At 47.1% G+C, this 20,922-nt stretch carries 19 protein-coding genes; 3 read left to right on the plus strand and 16 right to left on the minus strand.

The window, feature by feature from the left end:
• Window positions 1–156 precede the first annotated feature (156 nt).
• The 4 genes from HCJ96_RS14715 to truA form a co-directional block, all read right to left on the minus strand.
• The gene (locus tag HCJ96_RS14715) at window positions 157–738 is read right to left on the minus strand and encodes an SPOR domain-containing protein (protein WP_169211844.1); all 582 of its coding nucleotides are present in this window, start codon (window positions 736–738) and stop codon (window positions 157–159) included.
• Window positions 739–759: 21 nt separating this feature from the next.
• Complete coding sequence (gene folC, locus HCJ96_RS14720; protein WP_169211845.1) at window positions 760–2,025, minus strand: bifunctional tetrahydrofolate synthase/dihydrofolate synthase; 1,266 nt, start codon at window positions 2,023–2,025, stop codon at window positions 760–762.
• The gene (gene accD, locus HCJ96_RS14725; protein WP_169211846.1) at window positions 2,026–2,871 is read right to left on the minus strand and encodes an acetyl-CoA carboxylase, carboxyltransferase subunit beta; all 846 of its coding nucleotides are present in this window, start codon (window positions 2,869–2,871) and stop codon (window positions 2,026–2,028) included.
• A 122-nt stretch (window positions 2,872–2,993) separates the two neighbouring features.
• On the minus strand, window positions 2,994–3,788 hold the full coding sequence (gene truA / locus HCJ96_RS14730) for a tRNA pseudouridine(38-40) synthase TruA (RefSeq protein WP_169211847.1): 795 nt from the start codon (window positions 3,786–3,788) through the stop codon (window positions 2,994–2,996).
• A gap of 365 nt (window positions 3,789–4,153) precedes the next feature.
• Between truA and HCJ96_RS14735 the strand changes: the two genes are divergently transcribed.
• Window positions 4,154–4,654, plus strand: coding sequence for a GNAT family N-acetyltransferase (locus HCJ96_RS14735; protein WP_169211848.1), 501 nt, complete (start codon window positions 4,154–4,156; stop codon window positions 4,652–4,654).
• Window positions 4,655–4,729: 75 nt separating this feature from the next.
• The gene (locus HCJ96_RS14740) at window positions 4,730–5,170 is read left to right on the plus strand and encodes a hypothetical protein (protein ID WP_169211849.1); all 441 of its coding nucleotides are present in this window, start codon (window positions 4,730–4,732) and stop codon (window positions 5,168–5,170) included.
• A 75-nt stretch (window positions 5,171–5,245) separates the two neighbouring features.
• On the opposite strand, the gene HCJ96_RS14745 is transcribed toward HCJ96_RS14740, so the two are convergent.
• The 8 genes from HCJ96_RS14745 to fabB form a co-directional block, all read right to left on the minus strand.
• A complete protein-coding gene (locus tag HCJ96_RS14745) occupies window positions 5,246–5,599 on the minus strand; it encodes a DUF1428 domain-containing protein (protein WP_169211850.1) in 354 nt (117 codons plus the stop codon).
• Complete coding sequence (locus HCJ96_RS14750; protein WP_169211851.1) at window positions 5,596–5,991, minus strand: YciI family protein; 396 nt, start codon at window positions 5,989–5,991, stop codon at window positions 5,596–5,598. Before HCJ96_RS14750 ends, HCJ96_RS14745 begins: the two co-directional genes overlap by 4 nt.
• Entirely contained in the window at window positions 5,988–6,842 is an 855-nt protein-coding gene (locus HCJ96_RS14755; RefSeq protein ID WP_169211852.1) for a YciI family protein, read from the minus strand. The genes HCJ96_RS14750 and HCJ96_RS14755 overlap by 4 nt, the downstream gene beginning before the upstream one ends.
• A gap of 84 nt (window positions 6,843–6,926) precedes the next feature.
• Window positions 6,927–8,177 (minus strand): DUF6596 domain-containing protein, encoded by a 1,251-nt coding sequence (locus HCJ96_RS14760; RefSeq protein ID WP_169211853.1) that lies wholly within the window; start codon window positions 8,175–8,177, stop codon window positions 6,927–6,929.
• A 207-nt stretch (window positions 8,178–8,384) separates the two neighbouring features.
• Window positions 8,385–11,702 (minus strand): FimV/HubP family polar landmark protein, encoded by a 3,318-nt coding sequence (locus tag HCJ96_RS14765; protein ID WP_169211854.1) that lies wholly within the window; start codon window positions 11,700–11,702, stop codon window positions 8,385–8,387.
• 431 nt (window positions 11,703–12,133) lie between these two features.
• A complete protein-coding gene (locus HCJ96_RS14770) occupies window positions 12,134–13,150 on the minus strand; it encodes an aspartate-semialdehyde dehydrogenase (protein ID WP_169211855.1) in 1,017 nt (338 codons plus the stop codon).
• A gap of 53 nt (window positions 13,151–13,203) precedes the next feature.
• Window positions 13,204–14,376: a 4-phosphoerythronate dehydrogenase gene (locus HCJ96_RS14775; protein WP_169211856.1), complete on the minus strand. Its 1,173-nt coding sequence runs from the start codon at window positions 14,374–14,376 to the stop codon at window positions 13,204–13,206.
• Between the two features lie 94 nt (window positions 14,377–14,470).
• Window positions 14,471–15,685 carry a beta-ketoacyl-ACP synthase I gene (gene fabB / locus HCJ96_RS14780; RefSeq protein WP_169211857.1) on the minus strand — a complete coding sequence of 405 codons (1,215 nt, stop codon included), beginning with the start codon at window positions 15,683–15,685 and terminating at the stop codon, window positions 14,471–14,473.
• Window positions 15,686–15,872: 187 nt separating this feature from the next.
• Here fabB and mnmC point away from each other — a divergent pair, with 187 nt between their 5' ends.
• Entirely contained in the window at window positions 15,873–17,837 is a 1,965-nt protein-coding gene (gene mnmC / locus HCJ96_RS14785; protein ID WP_343034730.1) for a bifunctional tRNA (5-methylaminomethyl-2-thiouridine)(34)-methyltransferase MnmC2/FAD-dependent 5-carboxymethylaminomethyl-2-thiouridine(34) oxidoreductase MnmC1, read from the plus strand.
• A gap of 2 nt (window positions 17,838–17,839) precedes the next feature.
• On the opposite strand, the gene HCJ96_RS14790 is transcribed toward mnmC, so the two are convergent.
• The 4 genes from HCJ96_RS14790 to HCJ96_RS14805 form a co-directional block, all read right to left on the minus strand.
• Window positions 17,840–18,889 (minus strand): FlgO family outer membrane protein, encoded by a 1,050-nt coding sequence (locus HCJ96_RS14790; RefSeq protein WP_246261453.1) that lies wholly within the window; start codon window positions 18,887–18,889, stop codon window positions 17,840–17,842.
• A gap of 51 nt (window positions 18,890–18,940) precedes the next feature.
• A complete protein-coding gene (locus HCJ96_RS14795) occupies window positions 18,941–19,774 on the minus strand; it encodes a FlgO family outer membrane protein (protein WP_169211859.1) in 834 nt (277 codons plus the stop codon).
• Window positions 19,775–19,779: 5 nt separating this feature from the next.
• Window positions 19,780–20,442, minus strand: a complete 663-nt coding sequence (locus tag HCJ96_RS14800; protein WP_169211860.1) for a FlgO family outer membrane protein — start codon at window positions 20,440–20,442, stop codon at window positions 19,780–19,782.
• A gap of 187 nt (window positions 20,443–20,629) precedes the next feature.
• Window positions 20,630–20,905, minus strand: coding sequence for a YfcL family protein (locus HCJ96_RS14805; RefSeq protein WP_169211861.1), 276 nt, complete (start codon window positions 20,903–20,905; stop codon window positions 20,630–20,632).
• Window positions 20,906–20,922: the final 17 nt, after the last annotated feature.

Below are 20,922 nucleotides of genomic sequence, written 5' to 3' on the forward strand. Positions count from 1 at the left end.
TCTGATGCGACAACCTTCTGCCCTGCATTGAGATGGCGCGTATTCTAACAGAAGCGTGATGTATTACCAATTTGAAATACATGACTTCCGATCAGTTGCGCAATTCACAGTACGAAATTGTTTCCATTAAGCGCTAACCATCTGATTGCTCGACTTTTAGTCAACGTCGAAAGTGGTTACTTTACCCTTTAGGCCGGTTAATTCCTGCAAATGTGGAATGGCGCTATCAAGTTTACTTTTTTGTAAATCCGGGCCGACAAACACTTTCGTCAGGGGGCCTGAACTGGTTTTAATGGGGCGACTGAATGCGCGATACCCTGCTTTCTCTAACTTTGTCAGCAGTTGGCGTACATTTTTCTGATGGCGAAAACTTCCCAGTTGAATAACCCACCCCGCATCTTGCTCTTTCACATCCGGCTTACTGACGACTGTTTGCTTTGCTAAATCATCGTCTTGCGCAGAATCGGCCGCTTGCTCTAATTTTTGCGCCACGTGCACAGGTTCATCTACCGGTTTTTCATCAACAATTTCGATAGGTCGTTGAGCCGCTTTTTCAACCCGATCTGTGGGGAATGGTTCAGGATTAACAATTGGCTTTTTGGCGGGGGGTGCGGGTATCTCAGCAAAGGTTTCGCTCTTGCGCTCTTTTTTTCCGTCAAGAAAGTCGGGTAAAAAAATGACCGCTAAGGCAACCACGATTACCGTCCCGATAAGTCTGTTTTGCAGTGCCGATGCCACCTGTTGCTCCTTAGATACTACTTAAGACTGCAAAGCTAATACATCTGCCACAGTAAGAAAAGAGCCAAAGACCAAAATAATGTCATTTACATCGGCTTTTTTCTTTGCCGCAGCTAGTGCGTCGCTAACTGTGTTAAAACATTCTGCATTATTTTGTACAGTGGAAGGCAAGGCACTACGGATTATCTGCGCCGGGGTTCCGCGTGGCCCGGTCAAACTGGCACAGTACCAATGCCCCTGTAATGAAGTTAGCGGTTTCAATGTGTCGGCTATGGCTTTATCTTTGAGCATACCCACCACGAAATGAATTTGATCTGCCTGCAAGCTTTTCAGCCAATCTTGCATGGCGTCGGTGGCCTGGGGATTGTGTCCCACATCCAGATACACATCAGGTTCGCCAGAGACCCGTTGACGTCGGCCTGGCAGGCTTACGGAAGCCAGAATTTGATTAACATCGTCTACTTCTGGCAGCCTGTGTAGTTGCTGCAGCACAGCCAGCGCTGTGCTGACATTCTGATACAAGAATGACGTATTTGTCAGATCAGTTAACTGCACGTTATCACACTGCCATTGCCAGCTGCCTTTGTGCGCTTGAAAGCTAAAGTCACGACCGCACCAGAGTGCTTCGCACCCCAGCTTTGCTACAAAGTCGGTTAAGGTATGTGGTGGCTCAGGTTCACCGATGATCGCGACCGCATCTGCGCGCATGATGCCCGCTTTCTCCACTGCAATTTTTTCTCGGGTATCGCCTAACCAATCCTGATGGTCTAAACCAATACTGGTTACCACTGCTATATCAGCATCAACAATATTAGTTGCATCGAGTCGACCACCTAAGCCTACCTCTAAGATAGTGTAATCCACTTGTTGTTCTTGCATCATCACAAGCGCAGCAAGTGTGCCGAACTCAAAATATGTCAGACTGACTTCACCTCGTGCGGTTTCCACTTTTTGCAGTGCATCAACATAGACCTGTTCGGGCGCTAATTCACCATTGATGCGCACGCGCTCGCGATAATCAATCAGATGCGGTGAGCTATACACACCCACAGTTTGCTTTTGATGCAGCAGAGCAGCTTCGATAAATCGACAGGTGGTGCCTTTGCCGTTTGTACCTGCAACCGTAATTACGGTTGACTGGCTAAAATTAAAGCAAAGCTTCTCTGCGACTTGTTTTACTCTTTCCAACCCCATGTCAATGGTCGAGGGATGGATGGACTCAAGGTATGAAAGCCACTGCGCCAGAGTTCTTTTTGGTTGCGCAGTGGATGAAGTTGGAGTGTTCACTTAGTTTGGGCGGTGTAATTTACCTAACAGGCCGTGTAATTTATCACGCATGTCGCGGCGGTCAACAATCATATCGATCGCCCCTTTCTCCAGCAGGAACTCACTACGCTGAAAGCCCGGCGGTAAAGTCTCGCGCACCGTCTGTTCAATAACACGAGGGCCTGCAAACCCGATTAGCGCTTTGGGTTCAGCGACGTTAATGTCACCCAGCATCGCTAAACTCGCAGATACCCCACCCATGGTTGGGTCGGTCATTACTGAAATATAAGGGAGCCCTTTTTCGCTTAGCTTTGCTAACGCAGCAGAGGTCTTCGCCATTTGCATCAATGACATTAATGCTTCCTGCATCCGCGCTCCACCACTGGCAGAAAAGCAGATTAGTGGCATATTGTGTTCGATACAGGCGTTTACCGCAGCGACAAAACGTGCACCCACTACTGACGCCATAGAGCCGCCCATAAACGCAAACTCAAAGCTGGCCACCACTACAGGCATGCCTTTTAGCTTACCTTGCATTACCACTAATGCATCTTTTTCATTGGTGCTTTTTTGCGCAGAGGCAATGCGATCTTTGTACTTTTTGGAGTCTTTGAATTTCAATACATCCTGAGGCTCTAAATCGCTACCCAGTTCTTTTCTGTCATTTTTGTCCAGAAAACTATCGATTCGACGACGCGCGCTGATGCGCATGTGGTGATCACACTTCGGGCATACTTCTAACAGTTTTTCTAATTCTGTTTTGTATAAAACTGCCTGACAGGAAGAACATTTTGTCCACACACCCTCTGGCACGTTGCCTTTTGTTGATGTTTGCGTGCGCGGTAAAATCTTCTGAATCCAGCTCATTGAATAATCCTTAGTCAACCTGACTCAATTTGTAGAGCCAAATAAAAACTTATTTTAATAACTCGTCACTATAGCGCGCTATTAGACCACATTACAAAAAAATGCAAAAAACAAAACTGGTCTTAGAAGTTGTCTGGTAAAAATAGCGGCCCTATCTGATGCCTTGGTAAATCGAATTCTTGTGGGTACCCCACTTCAACCAGATACAAACCGTTTGGCTTGGCTGTGGCGGCAGCCTGGGTGCGATCTTTGGCAGCCAGAAGTTCAGCTATCCACTCAATCGGCTGAGCGCCACACCCTACTTCTATTAGCGAACCGGCGATGTTTCTCACCATATGATGCACAAAGGCGTTGGCCTGAATATCGATAATAACAAATCGCTCCCTGCGCTCCACGTTTATATGGCTAACGTTGCGAAAGGGAGATTTCGACTGACACAGTGCAGCCCGAAACGAGGTGAAGTCATTTTCACCCAGCAAAGCCTGGGCAGCCACATGCATTTTGTCAGCATCCAATGAGCGATGTTCATGTGTCAGGCCCCTTTGCAAAATCGCCGGGCGTAACTTGGCGTTATAAATGATGTAACGATAACGACGGTAGTTCGCACTAAAGCGCGCATGAAAATCGTCTGGCACTTCCTTCGCCCACGTTATCGCCATATCATCAGGTAAATTGGCATTTACCCCTAATGTCCATGCGCGCAGAGGACGTTCAACATCACAATCAAAGTGAATGACCTGCCCTGTCGCATGCACACCTGCATCGGTGCGCCCGGCACAAATAACTTCAATAGGACCAGCCGCCACGGTGGACAGCGCTTTTTCAACGTGTTCCTGTACCGAGGTGACCTCGCGTTGACGTTGCCAGCCATACTGTGAAGCGCCGTTATACTCTACGCCTAAGGCAATTCGCCCCATGGTTACTGCTTACCTGTTGTGTTTCAGAAAGCGCTAAGTTTAAAGGGTTTCTGTTCAAGTTCAAATATTTCGAATATCCACGACTGAACAGAGGAGAGGTCGCCATTTAATTTGCACTTTACTATTCATTAACATAGCGGCAGTTCCAAGTCCGATGGGGAAAAAGACTGGACCAATAATTGTTGATTGATGAAAAGGTAGATATTGAATTGTTCTATTGCTCAATTTACGATGAATGCTGGGTTACCAACAGGCAAGCTGAAACGCACTCAGTGGAAGCGTGTCAAATTGACCCTGAGCAGGCATTTACACAATAATGAAGTTTTCACTAACCTTTGGTTAGCTTATCTATAGAGCAGTCCGCAATGATCACCATCCGCAACGTATCGGCAACTGATGTCACCGCAGTAACCCGCATCTACAATGAGTATATTCAAAAAACAGCCATTACATTTGAAGAATTACCGGTGTCAGTCGCCGAGATGCAGCAACGCATTGATGCGGTGAGTACATTATCGCTGCCCTGGTTGGTGTTACATAATGATGATGATGTAATTGGCTATGCGTATGCAGCGCCGTGGAAAACCCGCAGCGCTTATCGTTTTACCGCCGAGGTTACTATTTATCTAGCACCTGATATGCATGGTAACGGTTACGGTAAATTGCTGTATGAGGCTTTATTCAAGCAACTCTGCTCAACTGAGATTCGCTCGTGCATCAGTGTAATAACTCTGCCCAACGCGGCCAGCGTAGCCCTACATGAAAAAATGGGGATGCAAAAAGTGGCACATTTTGCACAGGTCGGCTTTAAATTTGGTGAGTGGCTTGATGTAGGTTACTGGCAAATCCAGCTTCCAAAAAAATAGACTTAACACTTATCACTTTTCACAATGCAGATCCGCAGCTATGCTTAAATAACTAATTCAATCAGAACGAGAGCTATGCAGGACACCCGGCCTAAAACACGCATATTCAAACGTAAAAATGTCATTTTTGAAGTTGGCAGTAACTATTACGATGAAAATGATGTTAAACGATGTGTTACAAATATCACTGCCCTGGTTGAAGGGCTTGAACAGTGGGTGTTGATTTCTATTCCTGATAAATCTAAAGGCGTCACCCCAGCAGCTGCGCGTACCGCAGTTAATTTACTGAAACAGGCATTACACAATAATTGCGCAGCACTTCTAGTGCTGACATCAAACACTTCTGCCAAAATTTTTGCGCATGCGCTGGAGGAATATGGTCTGGAAGGAAAACTAGTGTGCAGCGAATCGATCATGGAATTGATGGAAAAAGCAGAATCCATTCTTGGCGATAAAGCCCTGTTTATGGATGGGGACCTTCACAACAAAGCAGCGCGCGAGGTGATGAGTAATTAGCGCCATGACCCTAATAGCGTTCAGGCGAATTTAGCGTATCTTTAACTTCACCTGAACGTTTTAGGCAATTTTCACTTATTCATCCAGAATAACGTTGAAGCTTCCAAAAATCATACGTTTGCCATCAAACGGCATCGGGTTATTATCCTGATTACATATGGGATCTTGCATGAACTCCTTCATTCCGCTTTCCTGCACTTCTTTAGAAGGCCAGCGCACCCACGAAAAAACCACCGACTCATTCTGCTGACACTTCACCGCCATTGGGAGGGAGGTCAACTTGCCGTCAGGTACGTTATCAGCCCAGCATTCGACAACATTTGTTGCACCACAGCGTTTAAATACTTTGGCAGCACTTTGCGCCAAGTCAATATAATCCTGCTTTTTGTCGTTCGGTACCGCAACTACGAATCCATCTACGTAGCTCATATTACGCTCCTTAAAGATTGTTGATAGTGTTCATTATCTTGCGTGGACAGCTCTCTTACTGGCCGTATTTCGATACTGCCATAACGCGCAGGCGGGATTTTAGACGCCAGATTGATGGCTTCGTTTAAATCATTTGCTTCCAGTAAATAAAAGCCGGCTAATTGTTCTTTTGTTTCAGCAAAAGGGCCATCTGATAGCTGTAGCTGCTTGTCACGCACGCGCAGCGTTGTGGCATTTTGAACCGGTTGCAAAGCTTGTCCACCCAGCATATAACCCCGCTGTTGCAAGTCTTCACCACACGCCATGCACTCTTGATTTAATGCGTCCCACTCGGCTTGAGTCAATTGACTCATGGTGTGTTCAGAATAATAAACTAACGCAGCATATTTCATTGAATGGCTCCCTGCTCTGTTTCTACCATTACCATCCATTGCACACCAAACTTATCAGTTACCTGCCCGTATAGCTCTGCCCAAAACGTTTTTTCCAGCGGCATTTTAATATCGCCTCCTTCTGCGAGTGCGTCAAATGCATGATGCGCTAACTCCGCGTTTTTAACTGTTAACGCCTGACTGGTTCCACGCATAGGGCCGTCTGAGCCACACCCATCTGAAGCAAAAATGACACTGGTGCCCAGCGTAAATTCGGCATGCATAATTTTATTTTCATAATCGACTGGTAATGCACCTTCAGGAAACGGTTCTGGCGAGTCGCTAAAGCGCATCATCAGGTTTATGTTGGCTCCAAGATGCTGTTGATAATACTCCATCGCTTCTTCACACCGTCCATCAAAAAATAAGTAAGCGTTGAGGCTGGCAGAACGCATACCTAAATGCATCCGCATGCCTTCTTCTTTTTCAAGCGCGTCATCGGCACCGGGAATTTCAGCAAAATCCTGCATTTCAAAAAGCGGCCGCACTTCAATGTCTGAAGCGTCAGGCATGGGGTTTGGACATTTTGCTACCCATTCCATGGCATGCTCAACTGAATTGACTTCCCAAATCCAATAACCTGCGATTAACTCGCTGGTTTCATTAAATGGCCCCTGGGTAATTGTGCGGCTGTCGCCATCAAAGCGCACTCGAAAACCTTCTTTGCTTGGTTTCAATCCTTCGCCAGAGAGCATGATGCCGGCTTTCACCAGTTCCTCGTTATACGCTGTCATTTGCGCCAGCAGGTCTGCATCAGGCATGACTCCGGCTTCTGAACTAGGGCTTGCTTTTACTATCACCATCACTTTCATTTTGTTAGTTCCTTTATGTTGTTTAATTAAGTCATCTAATAGTCGAATGAAACGATTTAATTTCGACAACGAAAAAAGTTTTTTTTATCTGATGTGTTGTTTTATTTCGTCCATGCGGCATTTGATAGACTGCAAAGCCGCAGCCTGATTGGTGAGCGAATGCGCATAGCTAAAGGCGTTGAGCGCATCGGTGTAGCGTTTTTGTCGATACAACATTTCGCCCTGCGCACAATAAAGAAAAGTATAGTCTTTGAGCTCATTACTCAGCAGCAGCGCATTAATTTGTTGTAGTCCTGATTCCGGGCCATCAACCATCGACAGCGCAACGGCATGATTTAATCGAAATATTGCGGTCGGCTCGATACTGATAATGTTCCGGTAAAAAGCTTCAATGGCAGCCCAGTTGGTTGATGTATATTCCTTTGCCCTGACATGTTCGTGGGCAATCGCGGCCTGCAAGGTATACACACCATAACTTCCTTCAAATGCCCTATTTAAATAGTGCACGCCTGTTTGAACTTGTTTTGCATTCCACAACGAACGGTCTTGATTTTCGAGCAAAATACTATTTCCGGCACTATCTACTCGGGCTGCTTTGCGCGCATCCTGAAAAAGTAAAAGAGCCAGTAAGCCATTAACTTCAGAATCATCGATTAATTCGGACAGCAAAGTAGCAAGTCGGATGGCTTCGTTTGACAAATCGATTCTAAGCAACGACGTGCCACTTGTGGCCAGGTAGCCTTCATTGTAAATAAGGTAAATCACCAACAAGACTGCATCCAGACGCTGATTCAGCTCATTTTTGGCAGGTAGTTCAAAGGGAATGGCAGAGTGACGAATTTTGCCTTTGCCGCGCACAATTCGTTGCGCCATCGTAGTGGTACTGACTAAAAATGCCTGGGCAATGTTCTCGGTTTTAAGTCCGCACACTTCACGTAAGGTTAGCGCTATTTGTATTTCAGGGTTTACCGCCGGGTGGCAACAGGTAAAAATAAGTTTAAGCACATCATCGTCAAGATATTCATCGTACTGATCTTCGTTAAATTCTTCCGACTCTGTTTTCGACGGATCCTGCCTGAGCAGCCGCTGCGCCGTTTTATCTTTTCTAATGCGGTCGATAGATTTGAAGCGGCCCGCAGAGATCAGCCAGTTTACCGGTTGTGAAGGAATTCCCTCTGTCAGCCATGTTTTTGATGCGGCTAAAAATGCGTCATGGAGCGCTTCTTCAGCCAGATCAAAATCCCCCAGTAAACGCACCAGAGTAGCGAAAATTTTACGGGAATCACTGCGATAAAGTTTATCCAGTTCCAGTTGGATTTGAGTGCGGTTAATCACGTGCTGTGCGTAAGCGAGTTAACGGTTTTCCCAGCATAGCGAGTGTTAGCTCGTAGGTAAATAGGTAAGCTAAGGTCACTCGTAACTCATTAACGTGTTCGTCAAATGAGCGAAGGCAGCATATTCTGATTTGTAAGCGTTCCAGCCCTAATGAGCTCGTCGAAAGCGACTGTAATTGCGGCCTGCGCCGCAACTACTCTGTTTAGCTCAACTCAATGATTCAAGCACCGCCTTGGCTTCTTCCTGTTGCTCAGCTGACCCTTTCTCGATGACTTCTTGGAGTAGTTCTTTCGCCGATTGATTGTCATCCATCTCAATATACATCATAGCGAGATCAAGATTGGCGCTCTGACCCGCATCTTTGTCGATATCCACCATTTCATCGTCATCGTTGACGCCTGTGAATTCAGACAAACTGACATCCAGATCCAGAGGTGTTTCTTCTTTGTCATCCTCATCTTCGTCCATGCTTTCATTTAGCAAGGTTTCAACGTCGAGATAATCCCCTTCGTTTTCCTCCTCTTCAGGCGCTTCGGCCTCGGTATCAGTGAGCAATGCGTCCAAATCAAGGTCTGGGTTGTCTAATTTTAGTGATTGTTGGGAATCCTCTTCCTCTTCGTTTTCCATCGAACCGAGCAACTCATCAAACTCAGAATTTTCCAGTTCATCTAAAATTTCATTATCTGATTTTTTGTCACCAACTAACCAGTCATCCAGCCCAGGAACATCTTCCAGCTCGTTAAATTCTGGATCTGCCGATTTCTTTTGTGCAGGTGGAACAACGCCGTCCTGCTCCTGTTCCAATTCAAAATCATCGAAATCTGACAACGCTTCATCCAGCAAGCTGTCGTCGAAGTCACTTTCTTTACCACCGGACTCAGCAAAAGACGGAATATCATCCATCATTTGACGATCAAACTCTTCTAACGCCGCATCAAGCGGGTCGGTACTTTCTATTTCATCGCTGGCAAGCGCTTGCGCCGGTTGCTGTTCATCTTCGACATCCGCATTCTTGTCTAACTGAAGTTCCTGGTTGTCGTCGAAACCTTCGTCTAACTCAAGCTCTTCGCTATCGCGATCAGCCTTTTCATTGCTGGCATGATCTAACTCGTCCGCGGTATCGATTTCGTCGCTTTCGCCAGCAGGCTCGGGCTCGACGTCAGAGTCAGATTGTTGACCCGTTAGTTCATCAGCATCGCTTTCATCTTCATCTACTTCCAGAACATCATCAAAATCCGCGTCTGCTTCTTCTTGCTGGCTGTCTGTCAACTGCTCGGGATCTGTTTCAGATTCACTGTCTTCAAGTTCTGCCATCAATTCATCAGAAAGTGAATCTAACTGCACATCGGCTTCTGAATTTTCAGCTTCCAGCTCTGCCAGTAACTCATCAGACAGCGGATCGTTCAAGTCATCTTCACTCTCAACATCCGCTGCTTCATCGACTTCATTCTCCGCTTGCAATTCAGCGAGTAATTCGTCTGATAACGGATCGTCTATATCATCGCGCTCACTGTCTGACACTTCAGATTCAGGCTGATTCTCAGCTGACAGTTCATCGTTTTCCGACAGATTTTCCGTTGATGAGGGCACTTCATTCGCTGGTAGCTCTTCGTCTGTTTGCGTCTCTTCGTCTACTGACGACTCATCAATTTCTGCAGCCTCGTCTTCTTCTGTCGAGGAAGATTCATCCTGTAGTTCAGCAATAAGTTCGTCTGAAAGCGGATCGTCGAATTCGCCGGCATTGGCCATATCATCGACGCTGATTTCATCCAAATCGTCAGATAATGCTTCTAAATCCTGAATTGCCTGCGGCGAAGGCGTTGACGATTTAGACGGCGTGTCATCATCTTCTTCATCATCCGTGTCTTCCAGCATCTCTGCTGATAATCCACCCATCATTTCAATTTGTTCAATTTCACCTATGATTTCATCGGTAAGGCGATCCAGATCCTGATTCTGCTCGTTGATTTCCTTGTCCAACTTTTCAAGCATATTTTCATCAACGGCATCATCCCCCAGTTGCTCTTCAAAACTGGGCTCTTTTTGCTCACTTTCGAGCAACTCATCAATGCTGATCTCAGGTTTTTCTTCTTCTTCGCTCAGAGCAGAAGGCTGCTGTTTTACTTCGTCTGAGTCTTGTTTAGTTAACTCTTCAGTGGTTTCCTGGTCACCTGCTTTCGCCTGTTCAGAGGCTGCATCAACTTCAGAATCTGGTTCAGACTTCTCTTCAAGACTTTCCTGCTCCACTGACTCGCGATTTTGTTCTTCGTCAGCCTCACTGAAATCGCTACCGAGATCATCTTCAGATAAGTCGATAGCACTGTCATCAGCTTCCTCTTCGATAGACGAGCCACTTAAATCTTCTTCATCAAATAAACTATCCAGCTCATCCTGCTCAAGCGAATCTGCACCTTCTTCAAAGTCTTCTTCGTCTTCCGGCACCAGCATATCGTCATCTAAATCGGCGAAGTTTTCCAGTTCATCGTCTAACGCGTCTTCCAGCTCATTTGACAGAACGTCGTCGAGCAAATCGTCATCATTAAATAATTCATCTTCAGACAAGTCATCGTCGAAATCATCAACCAAAGAGGGAACGCTATCATCCGCGTCTGTAACAGGTTTTGGTGGCGGTGGCGGCGCAGTTACTGCCGGCGCAGCTTCAGCGACGGGTTGTTTGCGCAACAGAAAATAGCCGATTCCACCCAACAACAAGAGGGTTACTATACTGGAACCGATGACCAGCACAGTAGAGTTGGATGCTGAGGATGTTTCCATTGAGCGCTGAACAGGCTGCTGAGTTTTTTGCCGCTGCATCATTTCCAGCAGTTGCTTTTGCAGCGCCAGCTGCTCGTCCATTTGGGCCTGAACATCACCTTTTACCTGATCACGAAGATTCTGCAAATCTTCGTTCACCTTCTCGACGCGTTCGTATAATTTGCGATTGTCGTCTAAAATTGAGCGCACGCTATCCAGCGAAGAGGCAAACTGTTGCCTTAAATCATCAAATTGGCGGGATTGTTGGGCATCCAGGCGGGTGATCTTTTCCTCAATCGCTGATTTTGTGGTGCTTAAATCTTCCTGATTGACTAGAGGAACCGGCGGTTTGAGGTTACGTACACTGTTTCCTGGTACGCTTGGCATTCTGGCAAAGTTGGCGTCATCGTTCTCAGCGCGCAGTTGCGCTTTCTCTTTATCGATTCTTGCGACATAACGCTCCGATGGTAGTTTAAGTATTTTGCCATCTATCAGTAAGTTAAGGTTGTTCTGCTCGAATGCATCAGGGTTAAGCTCATAAATTGCCACCATCACCTGGTAGACACTTAAATTCGGATTTTGACGGTAACGATTGGCGATTCGCCAAAGGGTATCCTGGGAATCAATCGGTCCATAAACAGAGCCAGAGAATTGCTCTGTGGCGTCTTTTGGCCCTTTAAGAGGAATTTGCCGATCTTGCCCAATCGATTCAGAAGGTAGCGCCAACATCAACAGCGTAATTAGCAGCAAGCCGGTAAAATGCAATTTCATAGCGTTCCTATATGCCCTTAAGCGTCATGAGTAAGTCTGCTTCTTACTCAATCTTGCGGCCTCACTCAGAAACGGTCTACTTGGAGTGGGCTGCTTTGTTGTTATTTTAACGTGTTGATTCACACGCCTTCTCAACATCATTTTCTGACATTCTTGCTCTTGTTGTTCATTCTCAGTGATAGCAACCTGTTATTCACTTTTTACTATTTAGCTTTTCCACAGGTGTCGACTTTTTGTCTTTTCGCTAACATCAGGAAAACAATGCAATTTATAATCCAACTTGGTTACTCCGTGCGACTGAACAAACTATAAACCACTTGCGCACACCAATCTAGGCTGGTCTTTATTTTCTCTTTAATTAGACTGAATGTGAACAGAAAATGCCGCTGGATAGCGGCAATTTCTGATATCTTAAAACGTTATCGGCAGGATTAATAAAAATCTTTGAGCAGCGTTTCTGCTATCTGCACACTGTTTGTAGCGGCGCCTTTACGAATGTTATCCGAAACTACCCACATGTTTAAGCCATTCGGATGCGTGATGTCGTTGCGAATTCGCCCCACGTGTACCCAGTCATTTCCACTGGCACTTGATACCTGCGTGGGAAATTGCTCGCGCGCCTCGTACACCTTAACCCCCGGTGCATTTGCCAGAAGCTGTTTAACTTCGTCGGCGTCAATTGGCTGGCGCGTTTCAATGTGCACCGCTTCACCGTGACCATAAAATACCGGAACGCGTACGGCAGTAGCGTTAACCAAAATACTGTCGTCGCCCATTATTTTCTGGGTTTCCCACGACATTTTCATTTCTTCTTTGGTGTAATCGTTATCTAAAAACACGTCGATTTGCGGGATCACGTTAAAGGCAATCTGACGGCTGAACGACGCTGAATTTACTTCCCGCGCATTTAATAGATCGGCGGTCTGTTTAGCCAACTCTTCCATCGCGCTTTTGCCCGCGCCCGATACAGATTGATAAGTACACACGTTAATGCGTTCAATGCCAACTGCATCATGAATTGGTTTAAGTGCTACCAGCATCTGAATTGTGGAGCAATTTGGGTTAGCTATAATATTACGGTTTCGAAAGTCCGCTAGTGTATGCGCGTTAACTTCAGGCACAACCAAAGGAATATCAGGTTCATAACGAAACTGCGAGGTGTTATCAATGACTACACATCCGGCTTCTGCCGCCATAGGCGCATATTTTGCGGAAACAGAGCCACCCGCTGAGAAAAAACCAAACTGTGCCTGTGACCAGTCGAAGGTATCGGCATCCAGCACTTCAATTTCTTCGCCTTTAAAGGTGACTGAGCCACCGGCAGATCGCGCACTCGCCAATGGATAAAGCGTTTTGACCGGAAATTTTCGCTGTTCAAGGATCTCCATCATGGTTTGACCAACTAACCCGGTGGCGCCTAGCACGGCAACATCAAACGCTTGTGACATGTATCTGACTCTCCTAAATGGTGATAATTTTAGTTAGTGACTATCTCACCTAACTAACCTGAGTGAATGTTATTGCATCCAGACTCAAACTTAAAGCCTATCGCTTTTAATTGCATTTGCACATTTTTATGCAGTTTGCCGCGAATGCTAAGGGTGCACGAACTGATTTCACGTCTGACGCGATACGCTTTTCGCAGCGCGGCAAATTGATTGGATTGTGCCATGCTTTGCCGAAAATGTTTATCATCTTCTCTGATATCATATATCGGCAGCAATAAGGCTCGCCATTGGGCTATGGACAAGGTGTCTGAGGTGAGTTCTTCTGCATCTACTGTCATCGGCGAAACCGTGGATAAAAAGTCCTCCAACTGTTTTTGAACGGGTTGACCGAGTAGACTACAAACCTGTTCATACACCAACTGGGTACCGCGCAACTTTCCTTCTACACTGTGCCCTGCGATATGCGGCGTTGCCAGAAAACATAAGGGCAATAATGACATATCAATGTCGGGCTCATCATCGAACACATCCAGCACCAATGTCGGTGCATCGGGCTGCTGCATTCGTTGTCTTAACGCTGGCTCGTCAATCACTTCTCCACGACAGGCATTGATTAAAAGCTGATGTTGACTGAGTGAGTTAAGTTCATCACTACTTAATAAGTTCGCAGTCGCATCAACACCTGCAGCCGTAAAGGGCACGTGCAGCGAAATAACATCGCAGGTGAGGATTTCATCCAGCGCAACCAGTGCTCGCTGATCCCCTTGCTTTTGTAGCGGCGGGTCACACAGTTTATACCTGATATTCATCGCGGTTAATAATGCCGCCAGCATACTGCCTACATTGCCCGCACCGACAATACCCACCGTCGCATTAGCCAGGTCTATCCGATTTTGTTCATCGGCTACCAGCAACGCACTTATCACCCACTCTGCTACGGATCTGGCATTACAGCCAGCAGCCGAGTTCCAGGCAATTCCGGCCTGCGCTAAAAAGGCTTTGTCAAAATGATTGGTACCGGCCGTTGCGGTGGTCACAAAGGCAATCCGGTGATTGCCTGCTAACGTAGCTTGATTAATTTTGGTAGTCGAACGCACCACTAACATAGACACGTTATCAAGATGGTGGGGGGCTAAATTACCGCTGGGAAAGCTGGCAACATCACCTAAACCGTCAAAATATTCCTGCGCTTTAGGAATACTGTCTTCATATAATATTTTAGTCATCAGATTGAACGTATGCTTGCGTGCGAAATGGCATTGAGAGGGGGAATGCTAGCGCACATCGGTTGATGTGCGCCAGAAAAATTGTACTGCCTTATCAGGCTGAGAAGCGCCTTAATACCAACGTTGCGTTGGTGCCGCCAAAGCCAAAGCTGTTCGACATGACCTGATTAAGCGTTGCCTCACGCGTTTGGGTAACGATATCCAAGCCCTTGGCCGCTTCATCAAGATTATCAATGTTGATTGAAGGTGCGATAAAGTTGTGCTGCATCATCAACAGACTGTAAATCGCTTCGTTCACCCCTGCCGCGCCTAAGGCGTGACCCGTAAGTGACTTGGTGGCACTGATAGGCACACCAGATTGACCGAAGACTTCCTGAATCGCGGCAAGTTCTTTAACATCACCAACCGGCGTTGATGTACCGTGGGTGTTTAAATAATCAATCGGTCCTTCGATGCCCTGCATCGCCATCTTCATGCAGCGGATCGCACCTTCACCTGAAGGTGCCACCATATCAAAACCGTCTGACGTGGCACCGTAGCCCACGACTTCACCATAAATTTTGGCACCACGGGCCAAGGCATGTTCCAACTCTTCAACAACGACCATACCGCCACCGCCAGAACTGACGAAGCCGTCACGATCGGCGTCATAGGTGCGCGAAGCAACCGCAGGGTTGTCATTGTATTTACTGGACAATGCGCCCATGGCATCAAACTGACTGGATAGCGACCAGTGCAATTCTTCACCACCCCCTGCAAACACCATGTCTTGTTTGCCTAATTGAATTAATTCCAGCGCGTTGCCAATACAGTGTGCACTGGTTGCACAGGCTGACGCGATTGAATAGTTAATACCTTTAATTTTAAATGGTGTGGCCAGACACGCAGATACAGTTGATGCCATACAGCGAGGCACCATATAAGGGCCCATGCGCTTAACCCCTTTTTCGCGAAGAATATCCGCTGACAACACCTGGTTTTCAGAAGACGCGCCACCTGAACCTGCGATAATCCCGGTACGTTCATTAGAGATATCGGATGCATCAAGGCCAGCGTCAGCAATAGCCTGCTCCATTGCTATATAAGCATAACCTGCGGCATCGCCCATAAAGCGCATGGCTTTGCGGTCAATATGTTCAGCCAAATCAATATTGATATTACCCCAAACCTTGCTTCGTAAGCCCATTTCGGCAAACTGTTCTGAATAGGTAATGCCTGACTTGCCTGCTTTTAGGGAAGCCAGCACTTCATCTTTGTTGACACCGATGCTGGAAACAATGCCCATGCCGGTGATAACTGCTCTTTTCATAATCTACCCTTCTTTTGTTGCCGCCTATGGTAACGATTTTAGTTACAAAACTGGTCTGCTCTTTACTCTTTTTTGCATTTTTTCAACAAAATTTAATTTTCGATACCTGAATCGTCTTGAGGACTACCATCAGTAATGATGCATCGGTATGATCTGTACTTTGCTAAGCCTAAATTTGAGAGTGAGTGTGAAGTCTACCTACGCCAGCGTGCATTTCAACCAGACAGGTACCCCGGTTGCCGACAATTTTGATGATGTGTATTTCTCAAATGACAGTGGCGTGGAAGAAACCCAATACGTTTTTGTGGGCGGAAACAACCTTAAAGAACGCTGGCAAGAATGTAAAGCGCATACTTTTGTTATCGCTGAAACCGGTTTTGGGACTGGTTTGAACTTGTTGGTGGTGATGACGGCTTTTCGCGAATTTCGTCAGGCTTACCCTGAACATTCGCTGACTCGGCTTCACTTCATTACTACCGAAATGTACCCGCTCAGTCAGGCAGATATGGCAGACACCCTGGCACGCTTTAACGAATTGTCTGAGGCTGCGGCTGCACTTCAAGCGCAGTATCCGTTTGGATTAAGCGGGTGCCACCGATTGCATTTTGATGGCTTTAACACCACAGTTGATTTATGGTTTTCAGACGTGCATGAGGCCATGGGCCAATGGCAAATCCCGGTACAGGGCCTGGTTGATGCCTGGTTTCTTGATGGGTTTGCGCCGAGTAAAAACCCGCAAATGTGGACAGACGCGTTATTTGCGAACATGGCCCGATGCTCAAAACAGGGTGCAACGTGCGCGACCTTTACCGCTGCCGGTTTAGTTAAGCGGGGTCTGCAGGCCGCAGGCTTTTCGGTCAGTAAACGCAAAGGTTTCGGTCGTAAGCGTGAAATGATTACCGCCGAATTTCCAGGTGGCGATGCAGTACATACGTCAGGCAACGTGAAAAAACCAGAACAGGTAGCCATTATTGGTGGCGGGATCGCAGCTGCGACACTTGCTTATACCTTATGTCAACGAGGCGTAAAAACAACGTTGTACTGCGCCAATGAGCCTGCTGATGGCGCTTCAGGTAATCCGCAGGGTGGTTTTTATCCGCAACTACATGCACAGGCCAGTGTTGCCAGCCAGATTCAGGCCCATACTTTTTTGTTTGCCAGACGCTTCTATCAGCAGATAAATACGCAGCGCAAATTTAAACATGATTTTTGTGGTGTACTGCAATTAGCATTTAATGATGCAGTGAAGCAACGGCAACAAAAGCTAATTGCTAATGACGTCTGGCCCGAAAACTTAGTTCAGGGTGTGGACCGACAGCAAGCACAAGCGTTCGCAGGTGTTCCCCTACCCTGTGGCGGCTTACACATTCCGTTGGGCGGCTGGATAAACCCACCGTCATTAGTTGATGCGCTGCTTACGCTGGGTAAGCAAACCAGTAACCTCACCGTACATTGTCATCATCGACTTCATCGAATGAGTGAGCACGACAATCAGACCATGCTTCATTTTGATAATGGAAAGAAGGTTGAGGCACAGCTTGTAGTGCTGGCCACCGGACATGAATTAACTGCCTTTGATCAATGTGCCGATTTGCCCCTGCGTCCTGTGCGTGGACAAGTAGAGGCGATGCCAGAGCAGTCCCCGCTGAACGATTTAAAAACGGTTTTGTGTCACAAAGGTTACCTGACCCCGGCGATGGACGAGCGTCATGCGTTAGGCTCGACCTACGTTAAGGGCGATACTGCAACCGAGGTGCGTGCTCAAGAGAGTAAACAGAATCTCACACTCCACCAGCAGGCCCTGAAAGAAACGGATTGGGTGCATACTCTGAGTCATGATAACCAGGCGCGCGCAGCAGTTCGCTTGGGTGTGCCTGATCACCAGCCCCTATGTGGCGCGCTACCCGACGCTGAGAAGTATCGTCAATGGCACGCCACGTTGCGAAAGCATAGTGATGAGGTGCCAGCCAACGTGGCTGGCCGCAACATTTACCTGTTAAGCGCGTTAGGTTCAAGGGGTTTAACTACGGCGCCCCTTTTAGCAGAATTACTGGCCAGCCAATTATGTGGTCAGCCAGGTCCATTGGCTAAGTCCTCAATCAGTGCACTTGATCCTAACCGCTTTATTTTGAAAACGCTAAAGCAATCATAACGTTATGGTGCCGTAGATTGACCTGCGTACAGTGAGGTTACAATAAAGGCAGGAATATGGATGCTGGCGCTCGCAATCACACGTTTGGAATCTACGTTAACTATGCGCGCATTCACTCTCACCCCGCGCGAGTCTTCAATCATGGTTCCGGTCAACACATGATCCATTTTTACCGACTGGGCCAGTCTCTCACCACTGCGGCTCATTGCAATATCTCCGTGCGGAGTAATGCTTATACCGTCTGTCACTTTAAAATCAATCACCCCCACGCCATAAGCCTGCAATTCCGTAATCAGGTGTTCGGCAAGTTGATTGCCTAAAATGGTTGTATCCGTTAACGCGGTATTTAATCTGACGAAACTGGTTACGCCCACTAATTCATTGATGTTCAGGCCCATCGCTTTATCCATCAGTTGCATAACCAACTGCGAGGCATAGTCAGCGACTTTCTTATGTGTTTGTCTTGGGTAGAAACCACTTCTCAATGGGTCCTGATAGCCCTGGTAAGCATAATCTGCATCATCACGTTCAACCTTGCGGCGCTTGTTTTGGCGAGCTTTCGTGTCGCGATCCTGATTGCGTGAATCGTCGTAACTTTTGTTGGCCACCTCAGGTTGGCTGCGCTGCTCATGCTGGCGGGGCGTTGCCTGAGCTTCTTTAACAGCTGGCGATGACGCTGATTTCTCTGAGGGTTCGCTGCGTGCAGTCTGCTCCGCTAGTGTGGTCTCATGAGAAGCCGTTTTTTGCTGAGGGTCACGCGTCGATGTCTGTTGCGTCTCAGCGGAATTGCCATCAACCATACTTTCTTCTTCTGGCACAAACGCATTGATGCTTTCTTGCTGTTGTCGTTGCTGACGTGCTTGAGCAACTTGGCGCATGTCCTCGCTTTCTACAGACTCTTCAGTTGTGTGATCTGCTGGTTGCGGTTGATTTTCTTCCGTTTGCGGATCGAACAGATAAGCCACACCTTCTTTGAATGTGTCAGTGATGGTTGCACAAGCTGAAAGCAGTAACGTTGTGCTTAATAGTAAAGGGACCTTAACATTCTTCATATCGTCTACTTTTCACTTTTCACTTTTCACTTTTCACTTCAAAAGGCATCGTTATCCGCGACTGAAACTTACACCATCTTTGCCACCATTCGGTGTGGTGCCATCGTTTGGAATAAGCGCATCAACAACATAGAATGGAACCATCATCTGGGCACTGGCAACAACGGCACGCGAGTCCATGCCTATTATACGTGCATTGACTAACATACCGCCCTGATGACGGGTCATGGTGCCGGTCAGGACATACTCAATCGGAAGAGAACTGTTAAGTTCCAGATAGTCTCTGGATAAAGCAAAATCCCCTCTATCAGTGATGCGAATATAGTCCGTAGTTTTAAAGTCCAGTACCGGGATCCTGAATTTATGCAATTCATGCACAAACGATTCTGCCATTTGCTGGCCCAGTAAGTTGGTGCTTTGTAAGTCAGAATCCAGTAACGCGAAATGGGTAACGGCAACCGGGGTTTTTTCGCTGACATATTCCATGTTGCTGATCAAATCCTGGGTCATGTTTTTCACATAGTCACCAATATGCTTATTCAGCGGTCTACCCTTATATGAGTTTTGCATATTTGAATACAAACGTGGTTGTCCCACCGCACCGAAACTATCACGACGGTCGTCACTCTCATCGTAGTCATAATCATCGTCATATCCACGATAATCGCGGTCAGCGGCGGTGATATCAACCACATTAGTCGGTGCCGGGTTAGACTGGCTAACCGGCTCAGTGACTGTCTGCGAATTTTGTTGCAGCGAAGTTTGTGAAGTTTCTGCGGCGTTTTCGCCCAGCGCCCATTTCTCCACCCGGTCCAGCACTGCACACCCCGTGCTCAGTGATATTGCACAAAAGCCCGCCAGTGCGAGTTTACCTTGCCTCTTCATTCCCGTTACCCCTTAATCTCACTACGGTATAGCCGCCCATTGCGTGTGGTTACATGCTCTTTCTGCCAAAAAACTTCGGCGGGGAAAAAGCGTGTGGCGGCGGATATAATTTCTTTACTGTTTGCATCAATGATTCTGGCGTTGACCATGGCGCCAGATTCCTGCTTAACCACGGTGCCGGTAATGTAGTAGTCGACCCGCTCTATGGCTGACAGCTGATCGATATTACGCGTTAGCACGCGCTCAGCATGATCAGACATGATGATATTATTAGTCAGTTTGTATTCCTGCGCCAAAAAACCGCGCTTGGTGGCTTCCGTCACCAGCCCTTGCTCAAGCTGATGGCCCAATAACATCAGCGGGTGCTGATCGGCATCGTTATACGCCATCGTGGTGACGGGCACGAAGCCGGTTACCGCGTATCTGACCTGCCTGCTGGGACGCACATTGGCAAACAATTCGTTGGCTAATGTAAAAGTATAATATTCCACATTGCCTAATGCGGAGAGTGGCTCTCCTGAAGGCGTCACCGCTTTTTGTGTTGGTACCGGTGCAGGCTTTGCGCTGGTAGCATCAGGGAACAGTCCACAACCTGAAAGCGCCAGCATGCTAAGCACACCCGCCTTCACCAGAAATAGATTTTTGAATTTACGTTGTCGGTTTGCCATTTACTACCCGAAGTTTCCCGCACTGACGCTGTAATGAGCACTACAAGTCAGTCAATTTGCTGACACTTATGGGTATTACGGCAAAAAACGTACCAGAATAAAAATCGCGGTATATGTGCGGTACCGACGCATTGAAAAGGAAGCAGGCGGCAAACCCATGCCCGGCAATTGCCGCTAATTGGATATTTTAAGACGCAATGAGTGCCTCCCACAACCTGCCCACTTTTTGCTGATCATGGGATTCAAGTTCCCCCTTAGCAAAAGCCTGGTCGAGGCTGGCACGAACATGTTCATTCAATTCAATGATGTCAGCCTGCGGCATTGCCAGTAATTTGCATGCGATCAAATCAAAATGCCCTCGCAAATAACTGGCCACAAAAAGATCATCATCGCTGCCGGTATCAACTACCGCATCTAATTTGGATTCAATTGCTTCAATCTGTGTTTCTAGTTGATTCGGCATATTGTGCTCCTCTACAA

The organism is Alteromonas ponticola, assembly GCF_012911815.1.
GTDB lineage: Bacteria > Pseudomonadota > Gammaproteobacteria > Enterobacterales > Alteromonadaceae > Alteromonas > Alteromonas ponticola.